This window comes from Geoalkalibacter subterraneus, from assembly GCF_000827125.1.
GTDB lineage: Bacteria > Desulfobacterota > Desulfuromonadia > Desulfuromonadales > Geoalkalibacteraceae > Geoalkalibacter_A > Geoalkalibacter_A subterraneus.
The window spans coordinates 1,874,048-1,892,241 of sequence record NZ_CP010311.1; the positions used below are offsets into that span (position 1 = coordinate 1,874,048).

Annotated in this window: 19 protein-coding genes and 1 pseudogene; 15 read left to right on the forward strand and 5 right to left on the reverse strand. The window is 53.9% G+C overall.

Features of this window, described 5'->3' with window-relative positions; translation table 11 throughout:
- Window positions 1-23: 23 nt before the first annotated feature.
- Entirely contained in the window at window positions 24-347 is a 324-nt protein-coding gene (locus tag GSUB_RS18595; RefSeq protein ID WP_084211895.1) for a type II toxin-antitoxin system RelE/ParE family toxin, read from the reverse strand.
- A 5-nt stretch (window positions 348-352) separates the two neighbouring features.
- Window positions 353-619 carry a type II toxin-antitoxin system Phd/YefM family antitoxin gene (locus GSUB_RS08695; protein WP_040200315.1) on the reverse strand — a complete coding sequence of 89 codons (267 nt, stop codon included), beginning with the start codon at window positions 617-619 and terminating at the stop codon, window positions 353-355.
- 569 nt (window positions 620-1,188) lie between these two features.
- Between GSUB_RS08695 and GSUB_RS08700 the strand changes: the two genes are divergently transcribed.
- Window positions 1,189-2,493, forward strand: coding sequence for an ATP-binding protein (locus GSUB_RS08700; protein ID WP_040200317.1), 1,305 nt, complete (start codon window positions 1,189-1,191; stop codon window positions 2,491-2,493).
- Window positions 2,494-2,728: 235 nt separating this feature from the next.
- Window positions 2,729-3,082, forward strand: a complete 354-nt coding sequence (locus GSUB_RS18045; protein WP_158414066.1) for a DsrE family protein — start codon at window positions 2,729-2,731, stop codon at window positions 3,080-3,082.
- 80 nt (window positions 3,083-3,162) lie between these two features.
- Here GSUB_RS18045 and GSUB_RS08710 read toward each other — a convergent pair whose 3' ends face one another.
- Window positions 3,163-3,408, reverse strand: a complete 246-nt coding sequence (locus GSUB_RS08710; RefSeq protein WP_040200320.1) for a YheU family protein — start codon at window positions 3,406-3,408, stop codon at window positions 3,163-3,165.
- Window positions 3,409-3,682: 274 nt separating this feature from the next.
- Here GSUB_RS08710 and GSUB_RS08715 point away from each other — a divergent pair, with 274 nt between their 5' ends.
- Entirely contained in the window at window positions 3,683-3,892 is a 210-nt protein-coding gene (locus GSUB_RS08715; RefSeq protein ID WP_040202311.1) for an RNA-binding S4 domain-containing protein, read from the forward strand.
- 50 nt (window positions 3,893-3,942) lie between these two features.
- On the opposite strand, the gene GSUB_RS08720 is transcribed toward GSUB_RS08715, so the two are convergent.
- Window positions 3,943-6,441 (reverse strand): OmpA family protein, encoded by a 2,499-nt coding sequence (locus tag GSUB_RS08720; protein ID WP_040200322.1) that lies wholly within the window; start codon window positions 6,439-6,441, stop codon window positions 3,943-3,945.
- 143 nt (window positions 6,442-6,584) lie between these two features.
- Between GSUB_RS08720 and GSUB_RS08725 the strand changes: the two genes are divergently transcribed.
- The 7 genes from GSUB_RS08725 to GSUB_RS08750 all read left to right on the forward strand — a co-directional run bounded on the left by GSUB_RS08725 (window position 6,585) and on the right by GSUB_RS08750 (window position 12,471).
- Complete coding sequence (locus tag GSUB_RS08725; RefSeq protein ID WP_052464802.1) at window positions 6,585-6,986, forward strand: Xre family toxin-antitoxin system antitoxin; 402 nt, start codon at window positions 6,585-6,587, stop codon at window positions 6,984-6,986.
- Window positions 6,986-7,447, forward strand: a complete 462-nt coding sequence (locus GSUB_RS08730; RefSeq protein WP_040200324.1) for an RES family NAD+ phosphorylase — start codon at window positions 6,986-6,988, stop codon at window positions 7,445-7,447. Before GSUB_RS08725 ends, GSUB_RS08730 begins: the two co-directional genes overlap by 1 nt.
- Before the next feature lie 47 nt (window positions 7,448-7,494).
- Entirely contained in the window at window positions 7,495-7,731 is a 237-nt protein-coding gene (locus GSUB_RS20090; protein WP_084211897.1) for a DUF4160 domain-containing protein, read from the forward strand.
- Entirely contained in the window at window positions 7,694-7,963 is a 270-nt protein-coding gene (locus GSUB_RS08735) for a DUF2442 domain-containing protein (RefSeq protein ID WP_040200325.1), read from the forward strand. Before GSUB_RS20090 ends, GSUB_RS08735 begins: the two co-directional genes overlap by 38 nt.
- A gap of 305 nt (window positions 7,964-8,268) precedes the next feature.
- Window positions 8,269-10,527 carry a glucosidase family protein gene (locus GSUB_RS08740; RefSeq protein WP_040200326.1) on the forward strand — a complete coding sequence of 753 codons (2,259 nt, stop codon included), beginning with the start codon at window positions 8,269-8,271 and terminating at the stop codon, window positions 10,525-10,527.
- The gene (locus GSUB_RS08745) at window positions 10,524-11,825 is read left to right on the forward strand and encodes a glycosyltransferase (protein ID WP_040200327.1); all 1,302 of its coding nucleotides are present in this window, start codon (window positions 10,524-10,526) and stop codon (window positions 11,823-11,825) included. Before GSUB_RS08740 ends, GSUB_RS08745 begins: the two co-directional genes overlap by 4 nt.
- A gap of 118 nt (window positions 11,826-11,943) precedes the next feature.
- Window positions 11,944-12,471, forward strand: coding sequence for a macro domain-containing protein (locus tag GSUB_RS08750; protein ID WP_040202314.1), 528 nt, complete (start codon window positions 11,944-11,946; stop codon window positions 12,469-12,471).
- Between the two features lie 94 nt (window positions 12,472-12,565).
- Here GSUB_RS08750 and GSUB_RS08755 read toward each other — a convergent pair whose 3' ends face one another.
- The gene (locus GSUB_RS08755; protein WP_052464804.1) at window positions 12,566-15,004 is read right to left on the reverse strand and encodes a mechanosensitive ion channel domain-containing protein; all 2,439 of its coding nucleotides are present in this window, start codon (window positions 15,002-15,004) and stop codon (window positions 12,566-12,568) included.
- A 192-nt stretch (window positions 15,005-15,196) separates the two neighbouring features.
- Between GSUB_RS08755 and GSUB_RS19065 the strand changes: the two are divergent.
- The 5 genes and pseudogenes from GSUB_RS19065 to arsS all read left to right on the forward strand — a co-directional run.
- A pseudogene (locus tag GSUB_RS19065) lies at window positions 15,197-15,349 on the forward strand (IS66 family transposase); the annotation flags it as partial.
- Complete coding sequence (locus tag GSUB_RS08760) at window positions 15,303-16,193, forward strand: TetR/AcrR family transcriptional regulator (protein WP_235269767.1); 891 nt, start codon at window positions 15,303-15,305, stop codon at window positions 16,191-16,193. The pseudogene GSUB_RS19065 and the gene GSUB_RS08760, both read left to right, overlap by 47 nt.
- A gap of 17 nt (window positions 16,194-16,210) precedes the next feature.
- On the forward strand, window positions 16,211-16,741 hold the full coding sequence (locus tag GSUB_RS08765) for a carboxymuconolactone decarboxylase family protein (protein WP_040200329.1): 531 nt from the start codon (window positions 16,211-16,213) through the stop codon (window positions 16,739-16,741).
- Window positions 16,742-16,866: 125 nt separating this feature from the next.
- A complete protein-coding gene (locus GSUB_RS08770; protein WP_040200330.1) occupies window positions 16,867-17,199 on the forward strand; it encodes an arsenosugar biosynthesis-associated peroxidase-like protein in 333 nt (110 codons plus the stop codon).
- 13 nt (window positions 17,200-17,212) lie between these two features.
- Entirely contained in the window at window positions 17,213-18,190 is a 978-nt protein-coding gene (arsS, locus tag GSUB_RS08775) for an arsenosugar biosynthesis radical SAM (seleno)protein ArsS (protein ID WP_052464805.1), read from the forward strand.
- Window positions 18,191-18,194 lie beyond the last annotated feature (4 nt).

Genomic DNA, 18,194 nt, shown 5'->3' on the forward strand with positions numbered 1-18,194 from the left:
AAAGCTGAGTTCCGCAGGAGTGGTCAAAAAGACGGTGACTTGTCGGACTGCGGAAGACGCATCAACCGTTCACTTCGCCAGACACGGACAATGCTGATACTTTGCGGGTCGCGGCGGTAAACGATTCGGTACGGGGGGTGAATCAGCTCTCGGAGCCTGGATTGGTTAAACTCAGGAACAACTCTACCTCTGTCTGGATGCGATGGTAGGTCTTCAATTAAGGCGATGATCTCGCGCACGAAACGATCTCCGACCTCTGGAACCTGTTGCTCCAAATAATACTCGCGGATTTCTTCCAGATCCGTGACCGCTGATTCGGCAATTATAACTTGAAAAACCTTGGACATGGCAATTACAGGCCCAACCGTTTTTTTGCCGTGTCAAGATCGACCTGCCGATCGTTGTCCAGATCGCTAAGACCATCGACAACTGCCCGCATAAAAGCCTTTTCTTCTTCTGCCAACTCGAAATCCTCAAGCGATTGCATAACGGCAACGCCTCGGCCACGGCTAGTCAATAGAATGGGCCGATGGGACTCCCTGGTCCGACGGATAATCTTTCCAGGATTTACCTTTACATCTGCCAGTGGAACGATATCTTCTGAAAACTTGATGGCCATGAGTACACCTCCTTTTGACTATTTAATAGCACCTAAATAAAGGACCGTCAAGAGCACCCTACAATGCTCAAAAAGTGTAACAGACCTTAGAGTCATGCTTGACAAATGGGCAATACGGCAGCCCTGGAGGTCGGACCAAGCCAACCAATCGTCATAATTGTCAATCTGGGATATCTCTGACCAGTTGACAGTTAGCTCGGACCAACCCAACTGTCTGAATACACAGGGGAAAATTCCAATTCAATCCCGGTCTTTGGCCTTCAAAGGGCCATTATGGCTACAAAATGACAGAAGGCGGGGGTGGGGGTGGATCGGGAATATGGACCGATGGAGCGGATCTTCGCGAACCTTATCGATCTTTCCTGACAATGATCCTGGTTGACCTGCTGTCGGATTTGCAGGACATGAAACGACCGGTCACCGTATCGCGCCTAATCATTTTGGAGACATAATGCCCATTTCCCGGTTGAGACTTATGACAATTCTTGCATCCATAGCTGGCCGGCGCCTTGACTAACCGGTATGCCGGTGGTAAATTCCATAAAAACCTCTGTTAATCGGTTAAAAAAATGGAAACGGCGCGACTTCTCGAAATTCTTGCCAGTTATAATCGCTTCTGGACGACCGGGCATCTCGATGCTGGGATCAGGAGGGATCTGTTGCCGCAGTGTCTGTCACAGGTAGACACCAAGGAGATCGTGGTCCTGAAGGGGGTGCGTCGCTGCGGCAAGTCGACGCTGCTGGCACAGGTCATGGATGCGCTCCTGCAAGGGGGGATCCGTCCACAACAGTTACTGAGGGTCAATCTGGAGGAGCCTCTCTTTACAGCCGAAGCATCGGTCGAGTTGTTGGAACAGATCTATCGCACCTGGCGGGAACGCGTTTGCCCGGAAGGCAAAGGGTATCTCTTTCTTGACGAGATACAGAACATCCCCGGCTGGGAGGGATGGGTGCGTGGCCGTAGCGATACCGAGGACGTGAAAATCTTCGTCACCGGCTCCTCGGCACAGATGCTCTCCCGCGAGATCGGCACCAAGCTTACCGGCCGACAGGTCTCTTTCGAGGTCTATCCTCTATCATTCAGTGAATTCCTCCGTTTCAAGGGGGTGGAAGTTCAGTCAGAACTTGAATATATCTCAAACAAAACCTTGATTCGACATCATTTTTTCGACTACCTGAAGTACGGTGGTTTTCCCGAGGTGGCTCTCAGGCAGGACGATGCCGACAGGGAACTTCTGCTGAAGAATTACTTTGAAGATATTCTTTATCGGGACATCGTGACCCGCCATGAGATCCGTGATGTTGCCAACCTTCGCAACCTCGCAGTCTTTCTTCTGACAAACAACACCAAGCCGACCAGCCTCAACAAACTCAAGGGCAACTTTTCCATCTCCCAGGACAAGACCGAGAATTACCTTTCGGCAATTCTGGAGAGTTATCTGACCTTTCAGCTGCAGAGGTTCAGTTGGTCTCTCAAGAGCGTACAGCGGGCTGGATTCAAGCCCTACGCCATCGACACGGGCTTGCGCAACCGGGTGGCTTTTTCCTTTTCCGCCGAAACAGGGCGTCTGGTTGAGAACGTTGTCCACAATCACCTGCGCCGCTGTCACGAAGAGATCTACTTTGCGATCGACGGGGGGGAGACCGACTTCATCGTCAAGGAGGGGCTGAAGATCGTCCGGCGCATTCAGGTCTGGTATGAGGATGCACCGCAGTCGGAGATTCCTGAGCGCGAACTGGCCGCCTTTGAAAAGTTGCAAGGGGATGACGCGGAGTGTCTGTTGCTCACCAACGACCTGGAGAAGGATACGGAAATCGGGCCAACAAAAGTGCGATGTCTGCCGGTGGTGAAGTATTTGTTGTTGGGAAAATAATCATGGTTCCGCTCGTAGCCGGGTCGGTCAGGATTCTTCCCGGACGCGGCATAACCCCAACAGCTTGTGACTGGGTCGGACCTACCCAAGTGTTTGAATATACAGCAAAACTCTCCGGTTTAATGCCTGTTTTTCGGACTTAAAGGGCCCATTTGGGCTGCAAAATGACATGTTTAAGGGAAAGGCGAGGGGGGCCGGGTTTTTCACATTGAAGAACGCGGTGGCCTGTCGAATTTTGAAAAGATTCCGGCAGCTTTCAGATAGGGAGATAAGACAGACTAAAAAGGACGCAAAAACATCGCTTCCGAATTTTCCCAAAGCAGTCATCGTCTTCCATGACGAAGCGGTCAAATTCCTTTCCACCGATCGCAAGGGGAGCAAGGAGGAAAATGATACGCTTGATAAAATCGCCGAAACGATTCGCCAGGCTAAAAAAGACGGGGTCAAAATGGAAGTCTGTATGTATGCCGTCAAGATCTTTGGCGTCGATCCCGATACCATCATGCCCGAGATCGAAAAAGTCGAAAACGGTTGGATCTCCGTTTCCGGCTATCAGGCTCAGGGTTACTCCTTGATTACCGTACCGTAACAAGCGCCGAGTGTAAAACAGCAGCCCTCTCAGAAAAAGGGGGCTGCTGCTTTTCAAAGCCTGGCGGGGCAGGCGAGAGGTTAAGGACTGACGACGATATTCACTGTTTCTGTTTTCTGATCATATACGATTCTGGCTTTTTTGTTTTTCAACTGCCGACAAACCTGCTCGACCTTTTCCTCCAGCGTGCATCCGGGGTCACCCCAGTCCGCTCCGTCCCTGCTCACAAACTCCTGAATCATGCGGCGCAGTGTCTCCGGGTTGATCTGCCCGTACGGGACTTCGATTCCGTCTTCAATCTGTGTGGTATTTTTCCCCCGTGTCACTACAACCCCTTTTTCTCAAAAAACCGGAACAGCGCCAACCCGCCGACAATCATGACTGGGATCACGAAGCGCCGTGTTTTTATCTTTATCCATAAAATCTCCCTGGGCAGGCAATTGAAATTACTCTGCATTTTATCATAGATTGAGTGAAATTCAGGCCACTAGGGCACGTCTGGCATATTACGCATCTCTGTGAGAAAATGCGTAGGTCTGACCTGAAAAAGTCCTTTTCTTTTCAGAAAACACGTGAACTAAAGGCGGGATGCATTTGATTATGGAAGAAATTTCTCTTGATGGCCGGGACTTTATCGAACTGCACAATCTGCTCAAGGTGACCGGTCTATGTCCCAGCGGCGGCCAGGCCAAGGCGCTGATCGCCGAAGGCCTGGTACGGGTTGATGGGCAGGTCGAATTACGTAAACGCTGCAAGATCCGCAGCGGTCAGGTCGTTCATTTTGACGGCCGGCAGGTCGTTGTCATCTGAATGCCGTGCTTGCGGCAGAAATCCTGCCGCAAGCACTATGGCGAAGAGGTTTACTCTCTGGTCAGATATTCCAGGGTGATGATGACGGTGCGGTTGAAGGCTCGGGTTTCCGGCAGGCTATTGTCGTAGGGCGGGTCGGCCGCCCCCACGCCGCGATACTGAATGCGTCCGTCGGCATTGCTGTCGGCTTGCTGCAGCAGATTGTAGACAGCTTCTGCGCGGCGCTTCGACAGCTCGAGGTTGTATTCGTCAGAACCGATGTTGTCCGTATGACCGACGATTTCGGCACGACCCTGCGGCAGATCACGGATGCGCTCGGCGATCTGATTCACGATCTGTTCATTTCGTGCATCGATGGAGTGGCGGTCGAAATCAAACAGAATCAGGGCGTACTTTTCCTGAACTCGAAAATCAAGTTTCTGTGCCAGCCGCTGGCTGGTCTGGATAAACTGCACCTCAATCGGCTCGGTTTCAACGGATACTTCCTGGTTTCTGCGATCCTTCACCGTCATATCGACCTCAATGCGTCCTGCGGTTCCTACCTCATATGGGTCGGCGAGTTGCAATGGGATACGGTACTCATCCGCGGGCGCTCCTTCTCCGGCCAGCACCGCCAGTTCTTCACCGCCGCTGAGGGCGCGGATCTGCCACGCGGTGATATCATAGACGTTGTCAATGGAAGGGCGCACGATGAGGTCGGTGGAGTCAAGACGGTAACTGGTATAGGTGCTGCGAACCAGGTCCAGAAGGGCCGGGTGCTCTGAATGAATCTCCACGCGCTGGTTTTCTGATCGTCCTTCCGCGAGGCGGCTGGTGCTCGGTTTCTCGGGAAGATTGCGGGCTTCGATTTGTATGCGTGCGGGATCGATGTTCCAGATGTACTGCAGATAGGTTCGGACCGCTACGGCGCGCAACCGGGAAAGATCCTGCCGACCCTTCTCCTCGCCGTAATTGGAATTGCATCCGACCAGCGTGATGGTCGCATCAGGGTTTTCGCGCAGCCGCTTGCCGATGATATCCATGACATGTGCGTATTTTTCAAGAGTTCCGCGCAGATCCTGCTCATCAAACATCTGTGTGGCCGCCTGTTGGTCGAAGCGGTGATAGCGTTGTGGGATTTCGCTTGAACCGGTTTCAAAATAAAGATAGCCCAGCAGCGGTGAGGCATCGATGGTTTTAACCTCTTCGATGGTCAGGTTGGTGGGTGACACGGAAAGACCCCCTTCAAGGGGAAACAGGTAGCTGATGATATAGTTGGACTGCAGTTTTGACGCGACGGCCTGAAAAACCGGCACCAGTGTGGTCGCTTCCCTTGCTTTCCATGCCTGGCCCCCGCTGCGGTCAGCAAAAGATTTCAGGAAGGGGTCGAGGTCGGGACCGGGCATGAAATCGACGGCGTGCGCCTCGAACTGATCCAGTTTCTGTATCGCCTGGGTGACATCGTTGCGGGTGAAATTGCTGTTGAGGTCTTCACCGTCGGAGAACACCACCATGAATTTGGGTGCGTCTGCCGGCATGCGGCTGACAATGTCCAGACCGCCGAGCATGCCTTCGTACAGAAACGTATTGGCTGTCAGGCTTTGGCGGTAGACTTGATCCACGTAATTTTTCAGATCGACGGTGCTGCTTGAAGTAAAGGTCTGTACGTGCAGGTCGCGGCCGCCCATACGCTGGGTGCCGTGGTCGTCAAAAACGACCAGGTGAATCTGATCGATGGGACGTACGATCTTGAGCAGCTCGTCCATGGCGGCCAGCAATGGTTTTACGGCCTTACGCTGCTGCATGGAGCCTGAGTTGTCGAGCACGAGCACAATATGGCGGGGTACGTCGATATTTTCCTTGAAAGATTCCACGGCGACGATCCGTGCCTGTTTGCCGAATTGCGTAATCGTGAAATCCTCGGCTCCCAGCCCGAGAACGGGTTCCTCCTCGGCGTCGGCGACCCGAACCAGGATTTTGCCCTCCTCAAGAAAGCGCTCCAGGGAAACAGTGCTTTCCGGATGGGTTGAGGCGATGGTCAAATCCTCGGTTTCCTGGGCAAAGCCCGTTGCACAAAGCAGAAAAAACATCAGCAGTGTAAAAATATTTTTTTGCATAATTCGTCCCTCCCCGGGTTGTCGGCAGTTGTTGCATTCATTAGAAGTGTAGCAGCGTGCGGCGATTGCACAATATGAGCCATAGGTTTTCGGGGGGAGCCGTATCGAATTCAGCCTGGCATTTCGCCGGTCAGCCCGAAATTCTTTTGCAGCTGGTTGAAATTCCTGGTAGCGCGCGTGAACATCGTCGCGGTCCCGCTGTTCGGGGAGTGCTTCGCGGCAGCCGTGATCGACCATCGCCGCCTGGTGCAGCAGGGCTTGTCGCTGGTTTTCCTCCTGGGTATGCGGTATGAGCGAGACGATCACCTCAAGCAGCCGGATACTCACGGACGCCTTGTCCCTGCTGTTCTGACGGATCTGATCGAAGGCCGCATCCACTGCTCCGGAAAAAGTCTGCGGGTGGATCACGAGCCGCAGGGCAATTTCCGCCAGCTCGTAAATAAGAAACTCCATGTCCTGCTCGCAGGTACGGTTGCTGCCAAGAATTTATTGAATGGAGAAAGAACGTTTTTCATCCATCCCTGACTTTTTCCGTCTCTCCTTGTTTGACAGATGTCTTTTTATCAGAGACAATTGTCAAGACAGGAGGTTCCCAAATGAGTGTCGCCGAAATCATCGACTATCCGCAATCACTTTCCGACTGGGTCACTACGGCACGCTCCGGCATTCCCAAGCGTGTACTGGATGAACTGGCCGGTATGCTCGGAGTCAAGGTCGCCGATCTTGCGCCGCAGCTGCACGTTTCTGCAAGAACCCTGAATCGGTACGGTGCAGACCAGCTTTTACCGGCAGATCTCTCGGAGCGCATCCTGATTATTCTGCGTACTTATGAGCGCGCCCGCGAGGTGTTTGGAGATCCGGCCAAAGCCTCTGCCTGGCTGAACCGCCCGAATCGGGTCCTGGGGGGACAGACCCCGCTTGATCTGCTCGATACGATCTTCGGTGCCGAACAGGTCATGAATTTGCTTGGCCGCATCGAGCACGGCGTCTATAGCTGATGCGCCTCTACCGCATCGCGCAGGCTGATTTTGCCGAGGATCTTTCTGGGGAGGGGGCACGCCTTTACGGCGGACGATGGAATCCGCCGGGGAGGGCGATGCTTTATACCTCCAATTCGACCGCGCTTGCCGCTCTGGAGATTCTGGTGGGCTTTGACTGGGATCTTGCGCCGACGCTTTCCCTGGTCGAACTCGAAGTGCCTGATCTGCCGCTTGAGATTATTTCAGCGGAGGATCTTCCGGATGATTGGTGCAGCCCGGGAAATCCCACGCTTCGCAAGATCGGTGCGCAGTGGCTGGATGGCAAAAAGACTCTCGCGCTCCAGGTGCCCTCAGCAACGATTCCGACAGCGCCGGATGGGTTTAACATCCTACTGAATCCGGCGCATCCCAGATTTGCGAAGATTAGGATTCGCGATATTTTCGATTTTCAATTTGATACGCGACTAGCAGGTAAGTAGACAATTTTGGCCTTTGCAGTCACTGGAATTAATGTCATTATTTGAAAATGAGTCCTACAATATTCCGTGAAGGAAAATACCGTTTCTTCTTTTTCAGTCGTGAAGAAGAGAGAATCCATGTGCATGTCGTATCCCCGGACGGGGAAGCAAAATTCAGGCTTGAACCAACAGTGGCTTTAGCCGATTACGTCTCCCTGAACAAGCGACAACTTCTTCGCCTTCAGAAAATTGTGGAGAAAAGGAAAAATGAAATCATCAGCGCATGGCAAAATCACTTTTATTGAAATAACCAATATCTCTCAGCATGGATTTTGGATTTTCTATGATGGGGAGGAATTTTTCGTCCCTTTCGAGAAATTCCCGTGGTTTAAAAACGCAGATCTGGAAAAGATCTGCAATGTCCAACTAGAGGGGGCCGGGCATTTTTATTGGCCCGACCTTGATATTGATCTAAGCAAAAACATTCTCCGCACGCCCGAAAAGTTTATACTCGTCAGTAAAGACTCGAGAAATTAGCTTTTGATTGAAAAAAGACACAAAAAACCCCGACTATTGGTCGGGGGTTTTAAAAAAGTGTATACGGGAGAGTGTCTCGCCATTGAGAGACCTTCGCGGTGGGCAGTATCGTTCAGGACCATTTGACATTGTCAAAGTGCACGTTACCTTTGGAGCAGATCGGGAAAGCCGGTCTTTGATCTGGATTTATGGCATAACCCATTAAAAAAATTACAATTTAGATTGCGGTTAACTTCCTTCGTATTTTCTGGTTACGGGCCGTTCTCGCATCTGCCAGGCTGGACCAGGATGCCAGGTATCTGCCCATGTTGAAGCGCTGGTTACCGTGGAAATTTCTCGTCAAGCGTGCGGCGCGTGCTTATGGCGTCATTGATCCGCTGACGCTGATGGCTCAGCTGCGTCACTTTTCCCAGCCGAGCGAAATTCAAGAACCGATCGAGCTGCTGCGTGCCGGCATCGTTTTTCATGCCCGTGGCCTGGTCAATACCCGCGCCATTCAACACAACCTTGATTGGGTCTGGCCGTTCTGGGTCGAAAAACAATTCAACCCCGCTGATGTCTCTTTTATCCCGCGTGCTTTTTCCTTCAGCCACGTCAACCTGACCCACCGCAACTGGACGGCGGTTGGGCAACCCGACACGCCCCTCTATCCCATTATCGATCCGCGCGGGCTGGTGACGCCAAATTATGACGGGTGGTCCATTGATTTCTGGCTGATCATTGAAAATGATCGCCGCCTGCTCCCCTCAAAACTCAAAGATGTGAAGCAGAGCTGGCAGTTTTCACCAGAGCTGACCGTGGAAACCTCCTGTTTTAAAGACAGTCTCGAATTGACCAGTCGTGTCTGGATGGAGTGCGTCGAAGGGCAGCCCAGGTTATGCATGGAAGTGTCTGGATCGGCACCTGAAAAAGGACATCTGGTTGTCAGCGTGCGCCCTTACAATCCTGAAGGGGTACAATTTGTCGAGCAGATTGTTTACCGCAGGAAAGGGCAGGTGCTGACGGTCAATGATACGGAGCAGCTTGAATTTCAGGAGACCCCGCAGCAGGTGCTATTTTCGACTTACGAGCGTGGAGATGTTCTGCATCGTATCGGCGAGACGGATTCTGGCACGGCTGTGACCTGTGAAGTCGGCATGGCGACGGCAGCTGTTCTGTTTCCCGTTGAGGCAGGGAAGCAATCGCGGATCAGGATGCACATGAACCTTGCCGCAGAACTGGAACAACGTTCGCCACGGGGGTGCGTTCCCTCGGCGACCTGGGACAGGACATTGTCAGGCATTGCCCGTCTGAAGGTGCCTGATGAGCGTATCTGCTTCCTTTATGATGCAGCAGTTCGCACCATGGTATTGCTCTCTGCAGAGCATCTGGTCCCCGGGCCCTATACCTACAAAAGGTTCTGGTTCCGCGACGCATGCCTGATGATGCACGCGCTGTTGTGTCTTGGCTTTGTGGACCGCAGCGCCAGAATTATCGAGACTTTTCCCAAACGTCAGAAGCGTTCCGGATATTTCCGTTCCCAGGAAGGAGAATGGGATTCCAACGGCCAGGTTCTGTGGATATTCGAGCGATTTCTCAAGTTGACCGGCCGCAGCCTGCCGGATCACTGGAAATCATCGCTCTGGAAAGGCGCCGACTGGATTACCCGTAAACGGGTCGACCAGGATGCCGACGTGCCCCATGCCGGCCTGTTGCCTCCTGGCTTCAGCGCCGAGCACTTCGGCCCGAATGACTATTACTACTGGGATGACCTGTGGGGGGTGGCCGGGTTGCGCGCTGCGGCGGATATGGCGCGTCGGGCCGGCGATGAAGGCAGGGCGGCTGATTACGCGTCAATGGCCGATGACTTTGCCGAGGCGATCTGGCGAAGCATTAACCAGATACCTCTGCAGCGCAGCCAGGGCGCAATCCCCGCATCCCCTTACAGGCGACTGGATGCTGGAGCCATCGGCGCGCTGGTGGCCGATTACCCTTTACAGCTGCTTGACCCTGAAGATGACCGTATCAGGAAAACTGCCGAGTTCATGATGCAGAACTGTCTGCATACAGGCGCTTTTTTCCAGGATATGATCCACTCCGGTCTCAATCCGTACCTGACGCTTGCCATCGCCCAGACCTTGCTTCGCGGCGGGGATATGCGCTTTAGCGATCTGGTGCTGCGCGTGGCTGAGATCGCTTCACCGACCGGTCAATGGCCTGAGGCTGTGCACCCTTTTACCGGCGGAGGATGCATGGGCGATGGTCAGCATGGTTGGGCGGCAGCGGAATGGATCATGATGATGCGCAACATGTTCGTCCGCGAGGAACAGGATGCGTTGATCGTCGGATCAGGTATTTTTCCCGAATGGCTCAAAGCCCCTGAAGACCTCTCTTTTGGGCCGACCCTTACCGATTGGGGGCCTGTCACGGTGAAAATTTTAAAACAGGGCAATGATCTGCTGCTTGAAGTTCAGGGACAATGGCGTGATCAGCCACCACGCCTTCTGGCTCGGGTCCCGGGATTCAACCCGGCTGAAGTTGATTCTTCCGGTGCCCCGCTGTCCCTTGTCCCGGAGCCTTCATGAAAATCTGCATGTTCACCAATACCTATCTCCCTCATGTTGGCGGAGTCGCGCGGTCGGTTTCTGCTTTCGCCGAGGATCTGCGCGCTCTTGGGCATGACGTTATGGTGATTGCGCCAATCTTTCCAGGAGTTGCCGAATTAAAGGAAGAAAGGCACGCGGTTCTGCGCGTGCCCGCTATCCAGAATTTCAACGGCACCGATTTTTCCGTCCGGTTGCCGCTGCCGGGGCGCATTCACCGTGAACTTGACGAGTTCCAACCGGACATCATTCACAGCCATCATCCTTTCCTGCTTGGCGATGCGGCACTGCGGACCGCCAGTGCGCGCGAGCTGCCCCTGGTTTTCACGCACCACACCCTTTATGAACGTTATACTCATTACGTGCCTTTCGACAGCCCGATGATGCAGCGTTTCGCCATCCATCTGTCCACCCGTTACGCCAACCTCTGCCAGTTGGTGATCGCCCCCAGTGAGAGTCTCGCCGATCTGATACGGCGCCGTGGCGTCGCGACTCCCTGCCGTGTTGTACCGACCGGGGTCGACGTCAACTTCCTCTCCCAGGGAGACGGACAGGCTTTTCGGCAGGAAAACCATATCCCCGGGGATGCGTTTGTCATTGGTCACCTGGGGCGTCTTGCGCCGGAGAAAAACCTTGCTTATCTTGCGCGAGCTGCTGCAGCCGTTGTCCGCGAAAACGCTGATGCCTGGTTTCTGGTTGCCGGCAGCGGACCCGCTGCCGATCAGATCAAAGAGATCTTTACCGCACAGGGCTGTGATCAGCGGCTTGTCCATGTCGGACAGCTCCAGGGCGACGCGCTGCGCAACTGTTACGCTGCCATGGATCTCTTTGTTTTTTCCTCGACCTCCGAGACCCAGGGGCTGGTTCTGGTGGAAACGATGGCTTCCGGCAACCCAGTAATCGCACTCGATGCCTCAGGGGTGCGGGAAGTTCTCCGTGATCGCGAAAACGGACGCCTGTTGCCGACTGATGCTCCAGAAAGTGTCTTCTCTTCGGCGATCGAAGAAACCCTCAAAAACCCTGAAGTCATTGTGAAGTATAGCGAGCAGGCCAGACGGACGGCACACGAATTCTCCCGTCAATCGACTGTCAAACGCCTTGAAGAAGCCTATCGATCAGTCCTTGAAACGACCCCCGAACATAACAAGGATGCGGATATCGGCGGATGGGATGCATGGCTACGCATGCTTAAATCAGAATGGAACCTGGTGGGCGAAAAGACCGGAGCTGTCATCAAAGCTATCCGCAGTAATGAGACGACCCGTACGGATCTTAAGTGAGATTGCCGCCTGATCAAACACGATGATCAATTCACTAACGGGCGGAATAATTGTACACACCCCTGACCAGGACAGTTTTGTGCTGTATGAAACCTTTCATTCGACAAAGGTGGATATTATGAGTCAAAAGATCATTCATGGCATTACACTCGAAAACGCCAAAGGCGACATTGCCAATCAGGCGGACATAGATGCCGTGGTCAACGCGGCCAATGCTCAGCTGCGCACGGGCGGCGGAGTGGCCGGTGCGATTCACCGTGCTGCCGGTCCCGGGCTGGAACAGGAGTGTCGCAAGCATGCTCCCATTCGCCCCGGTGAGGCGGTGATTACGGGCGCGCACGATCTTCCCAACCGCTATGTCATCCACTGCCTCGGGCCGGTTTACGGGGCCGACGAGCCTTCGGAACTGCTGCTGGCGGATTGCTACCGCAACGCCCTGAAGCTTGCCGAGTCGAATCAAATCAAATCGATTGCTTTTCCTGCGCTTTCAGCCGGCGCTTTCGGCTACCCGAAGGAGGAGGCCGCCTCAATCGCGATCAAAACAGTCCTCGAGGCTCTCCCTGATCTCAAATATGTCACGCACATCCGGTTTGTACAGTTCGGCGAAAATGACCTTGAGATTTATGAAAGGATTCTGGAGTCGTAGCGGCAGACTCTGATGCTAAAGCAGATAAAAAAACGGTGCCTACAGATGCAGGCACCGTTTTTTTATGAATCAATTTGCAGGACAGTTGACCGGCTCAACCGGGATTGTCCTTTTTCTCATCCTCTTTCTCCGCTTCCTTTTGCTCTTTTTCTTCAACCACATCGTCAGATGCCTGGGTTTCAGAGGTATATTGAATTTCAGGTCGCGGTTGCTGCGGGCGTGCTGCGGTCTCCAGGGTTTGGTCGGAAAGGTCGGCCGCAGCGGTTTTTGATTCGCGAACGACACGCATGGGAGGAGCTGAACCGTCCTTGTCGACGCCGAACCAGATGGTCTGATGCGGGAAGGGGATTTCAATGCCGCGTTCGTCGAAAATGCGTTTCATCCGCTCCAGGAAAGCCCGCCGAATAGAAAACTGGCGGCTGGGCAGAGTTTTGAGTCGGACACGGATTTCAACCGCCGAATCGGCCAGTTTGTTCAAACCGAAGATCTCAAGGTCGCCGATAATATCTACCCCCCAGGTGGCATCCTGGCGCAGATCGGCCGCCACATCCTGCAGTGCCTCGATGACGGCGCCGTAATCCTCCCGGTAGGCGACTCCGGCGTCGATCAGGGCATAACCATAATCGCGGTTGTAGTTCAGAATGGTTGTGACCTCACCAAAGGGAACAACATGAACCGTGCCGGAAAGGTCCCGTAAAGTAAGCGTGCGGATGGTTAGACTCTCCACCGTTCCGGAATGCCCGGCGGCCTCGACCCAGTCGCCGACGGAGAGAGAATCTTCAATCAGAATGAAGGCGCCGGAGATGACATCCTTGACCAGCGTTTGAGCACCGAAACCGACGGCCAGACCGATAACCCCGGCACCCGCCAGCAGGGGCGCGATATTGAGGCCGAGGTGAGCCAGCACGCTCATGCCGGCAAGAAGCACCAACACAATGCGGATGACGTTTTTGAGCAGGGGCAGCAGGGTGAGAAGACGGGCATTGCTCTTCCCACCGGTTGTACCTTCACGCTCTTTCGCCAGATACCTTTCGATTTTGACGCTGACGATCTCCCAGAAGAGAAAGGCGCCGGCAAGAATCAGGATGATGGTGAAAAGCGAGGAGAAAAAAGAGCCGCCTTCGGCGCTGAAAAGCCAGCTGAATGTATCCAGCCCCCACGCCTGCAGGATAGCGAAAAAGGCGACAAGGTGCAGCAGCCCTTTCACACTGTATTTAAGCAGCGGCAGGTAGCGATTGGCCCTGGCTTCCAGTTCAGGATAATCTTTTTTCAGTTCTTTACTGATCTTGAACAGGCGGTCGATGCCGCGACGGCTCATTCGCACCAGGAAACAGGTCACGCCCAGCACCACAAGTGACAGGATGATCGCGCGGGCGACATAATACAATCCGCCCTCGACCTCCAGAATCCAGGTTCCGAACAACCCCAGGATCAGCATGATGGCGATGATGTACCAGAAATCGGCTAATTTGTTGCGGAGGGTGCCGACAGATTGGATTTTTTCTGCAACGGGGTGGAGATCAGGTTTCTGCCGATCTTCATGGGGGTCGGATTTGAGGTGATCGCCACGCAGCCAGACAGCGACCTCTTTACGATTCTGCAGGATCAGGATGATGGCCATAAGGGTGATGACCAGTCCCAGGATCTTCATGGAAAACTGGTAGAGGACATCCGGCAGGCCCAGGAGCAGGGCTGCCTCAAGCACAAAATAGCCATAGATGCCAAGCCGGACGATGCGTTTGATCCAGATATAGGCATAATGAACCGTCTCGTCATTGAGGGAGATGAACCTCAGAGAGGGAGATTCCGGAGCGAGAAAAAGCCGCGCTACGGCGAGAACCAGCCTGACCAGAACGTTGGAATTGATCAGGGCGAGGGCGGCCAGTTGTGTGCCGGGCTGCGGGGCGAGCAGCGGCAGGACGCCGTAAGCTGCAGCTGCAAAGGCGACGATGGGAATGAGGTCCAGCAGTGTATTGCCGACCAGCAGCAGGATTCGGTATCCCTGGTTGTATGTCTCGCGGTCCTTAAGTTTCCGACGCGCTCTTGCCATCAGGCGTGTTGCCAGAGCCTGGGCCAGGATGCCCGCCAGAATGGAAAGAACGACCTTTGATGTCATCTCCCCCCAGCTTTTCAGGACATTGACGTCCTTGGCCTGAACGGCAAGATCCTGCAGCAGCGAAGGGATCAGAAGCATATTCCGACCCGCTTCGGCCAATGCCTGGTTAGCCGCCTGCAAGTGATCGGACATGACCGACAGAATCTGCCCCAGAAGCCCCCCCTTTTTAACTTCCGGTTCTTTCGGCTGCCCCTGACTGCGCGCTTCCAGAAGAGTTCGCAGATCCTGTTTGAGAGAATCGAGTTTCTGGGGGTCCTCCAGGTCAGACAGCAGTTTTTCTATGCTTTCCTGAGAAATTTCATTTGTCCCGGTCGGCGGTTCCGATTGGGCATTGGCGCAATTTGGCTGCGCCACCCAGATGAACAGAGCGAGGGTCAAAGACAAAAATAATCCGGCGTTGAAGTGACTTGAACGCATTTTCCCTCCGTATGTGAAAAATTGGCAAATTGACGCATCGGGTGGTGCGAATAAAGCATAACCTTGTGGCCTAGTCAATCAGGTCGAGACAATTGCATTGCCGTAGAGTTTTTCATGCAACCCGCCAGGTGATGTTGCTATAGACTTCTATGCCATGCACAGCCAGACCAGCTTTCAATCCTGTTATAATGGACCAAGGTTCAGCAGAAGATCTCAGGTTGCTTCCGCTCCTGGGAGGACGCAAAGATGTTCTGCCGAATTCGCAGCTACTTGTCTACATGCCGAAAGCAGGGACTGAGTGCCTCTGCTGCCTTGCGCCTGTTGTTTGAGGGCAGATCGCCTTGATTTATGGAATCGGACTGACCCATTTCCAGGCATCTATATTGCTCTGCTCGGCATGGTAACTTTTACTTGCGATCAAATAGGGAAAAGACCTCAAACTGTCATCCTGGTGACAGTTTTTTTGTTCCAGCCTAAGTTATTATCAAATTTCCATTTGACTTCTTTGGGGTCCACGATAAAAGTAAAGCAAGCAATAAACCAAACGGTATGTTTTTTTGTGGAGGAAAGAAGAATGGGAGCCAAGGGTGAAAAAACCAGGCAGAAAATTCTGGAAGATGCCGCGGAGCTGTTTCATACCAAAGGTTTTGGCGCAACCAGCGTGAGAGATCTGCTGCAGGTCACCGGCATGACCAAGGGCAGCCTCTATTTTCATTTCAGCGGCAAGGATGAGATTGGGCTGGAGTACCTGCGTCAGGCCGGCGAAAGATTCATGGCTTTTCTTGATGAAGGTCTCGAGGGGCCTTCGGCTGTTGAGAAGCTTGATAACTTTTTGCAGCAAGCTTTCGCTTATCACCGTGCGAGAGGTTTTGTGGGCGGATGCCTGTTTGGCAATACCGCATTGGAGACCAGCGATACGGCGCCCGCATTTGCCAGGGTGACGGCCGCTACGTTTAACCAGTGGCGTAAAAAATTGGCCGTCATTATCGAGCAGGCGCAGAATGACGGTACCGTTTGCAGAATTCGATCTGCCGACGAGCTGGCTGAGTTCGTGATCGCTGCTCTGGAGGGCGGTATCATGCAGTCGCGCCTGCATAAAAGCGAAGCGCCCATGAGAAACTGTGTCGAGACATTACGCATGATGCTCTATAGCGACAAAACGGATTTGCAACCTCATAAACCCCATTGAACCAAGGGAGAAAAATCATGACCCGTATCCATTCTTTTGATCCACAGAAAGCGCAGCAACAAACTGCGGAGATCTTTGCAGAAATCAAACAGGCCTTTGGCATGGTCCCCAACCTGTTTCGGGCTTACGCCAACCACCCTCCGCTGCTCGAAGCCAACTGGGTGAAAGTGAAGAAGGTGATGATGGAGGGCACCTTGTCGCGCAAAGCCAAAGAAACCATTGCCGTGCTGGTCTCCAAGGACAATGGCTGCAACTACTGCGTGGCCGCTCATGAGACGGCGCTGCGTTCCATCGGCGTTTCCAGCGAGGAAATCAACGCGATTGAAACGGATCTGCAGCAGTCCGACTTCAGCCCTAAAGAGCGTGAACTTATTGCTTTTGCACGCAAGGCGAACATTTCTCCCTTATCGATTAAGGATGAAGAGGTCCAGGCTCTGCGTGATCTGGGTGCCGTGGACGCCGAAATCGTTGAAGCCCTTGGGGTGATGGAACTTTTTGTCGGCTTCAACAAATTCCTCGATGCGCTGCAGGTCGAGATCGATTTCTGAAATGAGTCGAGGGGGCCATGCCCTTCGCTTTGTAAGCCGGACAACAGTTGTTGTCTCGCAAAGGCCCGTTAAAGGTATTAACATTTCCAGTGGAATAAATTATCCAAGCGTTCTGTGGAGGAACAATGGACACCTATTACGATCCCAGGGATTTGAACCTGTTTGAAAGCATTGGCAAGGATGCACCGGAGCTGGCGAAAAAGTTCTTCGATTATTACGGTGCCGTTTTTACCGAGGGCGCCTTGAGCGAGCGCGAGAAGGCTCTGATTGCGCTGGCTGTTGCCCACACGGTGCAGTGTCCGTACTGCATCGATGCCTACACGCAGGCATGTCTGGAAAAGGGTTCGGACCTTGAAGAAATGAGCGAGGCGATGCATGTCGCCGCGGCGATTCGCGGGGGCGCGTCACTGGTGCATGGTGTACAGATGCGCAAGATCGCTGAGAAGTTGTCGCTGTAAAAGGAAATCGATCATGCAAGAACCAAAAAAATCCGCTGGGCAGGAACCGGCCTCCGGTGTTGAACATTTCTCCTGCACGCTGAAACGCCATGACCTGCATTTTGCGCGCAGGCGGTGCCGCATCCTGCAGATCAATACCGGCCTGTTATGCGATCTGGCCTGCAAACATTGTCATCTGGAAGCCGGGCCGCAGCGCCGCGAGATCATGAGTGCGGAAACCATGCAGGAGGTGGTGGCTTTTGCACATCGCGGGAACTTTGAAATGATTGACGTGACGGGCGGTGCCCCGGAGCTGGTGCCGGGCATTGCCGGCTTTCTGTCTGAGCTTGCCGACTGCGCCCCCCATGTCCTGCTGCGCTCCAACCTGACCGCCCTTGGCGGCAAGGCGCGCGAAGAACTGCTGGCAACGCTCTGTCGCCATCGAATCGCCCTGGTGGTTTCTTTCCCTTCCCTGCGAGAGGCCCAGGTCGAAGCCCAGCGCGGTTCGGGTGTTTGGGAGAAAAGCCTGGCGATGCTCAACCGCCTCAATGAACTGGGGTATGGCCGTGCTGATTCAGGGCTGGAGCTGCACCTTGCGGTCAACCCCGGGGGTGCTTTTCTTCCCGCCAACCAGGAATCGATGGAAAAGCGTTACCGGCGCGAGCTTGAAAAGCGGTGGGGGATCGTCTTCAACCGCCTGTTTACCCTGACCAACGCACCGCTGGGGCGTTTCAAGCACTGGCTGGAAAAGTCGGGCAATTACCAGGGCTACATGCGCAAACTGGCTGAGTCATTCAATCCGGAGGCCGTTCCCGCTGTCATGTGCCGGGAACAGATCAGCGTCTCCTGGGACGGCACTGTTTTTGACTGCGATTTCCATCTGGCAGCCGGGATCTGCCAGGGCGAAAAGCGCACTCAGGTTCGCGATCTGCCCGGACCACCGCCTGAAGGAACGCCCATCGCCACCGCAGATCACTGCTATGCCTGCACCGCCGGTGCAGGCTTTACCTGAGGGG

Coding starts and splice junctions, on each gene's coding strand:
- GSUB_RS18595 (WP_084211895.1), bottom strand. CDS start 347: ATGTCCAAGGTTTTTCAAGTTATAATTGCCGAATCAGCGGTCACGGAT.
- GSUB_RS08695 (WP_040200315.1), bottom strand. CDS start 619: ATGGCCATCAAGTTTTCAGAAGATATCGTTCCACTGGCAGATGTAAAG.
- GSUB_RS08700 (WP_040200317.1), top strand. CDS start 1,189: ATGGAAACGGCGCGACTTCTCGAAATTCTTGCCAGTTATAATCGCTTC.
- GSUB_RS08715 (WP_040202311.1), top strand. CDS start 3,683: ATGGAAGAAATTTCTCTTGATGGCCGGGACTTTATCGAACTGCACAAT.
- GSUB_RS08720 (WP_040200322.1), bottom strand. CDS start 6,441: ATGGAGTTTCTTATTTACGAGCTGGCGGAAATTGCCCTGCGGCTCGTG.
- GSUB_RS08725 (WP_052464802.1), top strand. CDS start 6,585: ATGAGTGTCGCCGAAATCATCGACTATCCGCAATCACTTTCCGACTGG.
- GSUB_RS08730 (WP_040200324.1), top strand. CDS start 6,986: ATGCGCCTCTACCGCATCGCGCAGGCTGATTTTGCCGAGGATCTTTCT.
- GSUB_RS20090 (WP_084211897.1), top strand. CDS start 7,495: ATGAGTCCTACAATATTCCGTGAAGGAAAATACCGTTTCTTCTTTTTC.
- GSUB_RS08735 (WP_040200325.1), top strand. CDS start 7,694: ATGAAATCATCAGCGCATGGCAAAATCACTTTTATTGAAATAACCAAT.
- GSUB_RS08740 (WP_040200326.1), top strand. CDS start 8,269: ATGTTGAAGCGCTGGTTACCGTGGAAATTTCTCGTCAAGCGTGCGGCG.
- GSUB_RS08745 (WP_040200327.1), top strand. CDS start 10,524: ATGAAAATCTGCATGTTCACCAATACCTATCTCCCTCATGTTGGCGGA.
- GSUB_RS08750 (WP_040202314.1), top strand. CDS start 11,944: ATGAGTCAAAAGATCATTCATGGCATTACACTCGAAAACGCCAAAGGC.
- GSUB_RS08755 (WP_052464804.1), bottom strand. CDS start 15,004: ATGCGTTCAAGTCACTTCAACGCCGGATTATTTTTGTCTTTGACCCTC.
- GSUB_RS08765 (WP_040200329.1), top strand. CDS start 16,211: ATGACCCGTATCCATTCTTTTGATCCACAGAAAGCGCAGCAACAAACT.
- GSUB_RS08770 (WP_040200330.1), top strand. CDS start 16,867: ATGGACACCTATTACGATCCCAGGGATTTGAACCTGTTTGAAAGCATT.
- arsS (WP_052464805.1), top strand. CDS start 17,213: ATGCAAGAACCAAAAAAATCCGCTGGGCAGGAACCGGCCTCCGGTGTT.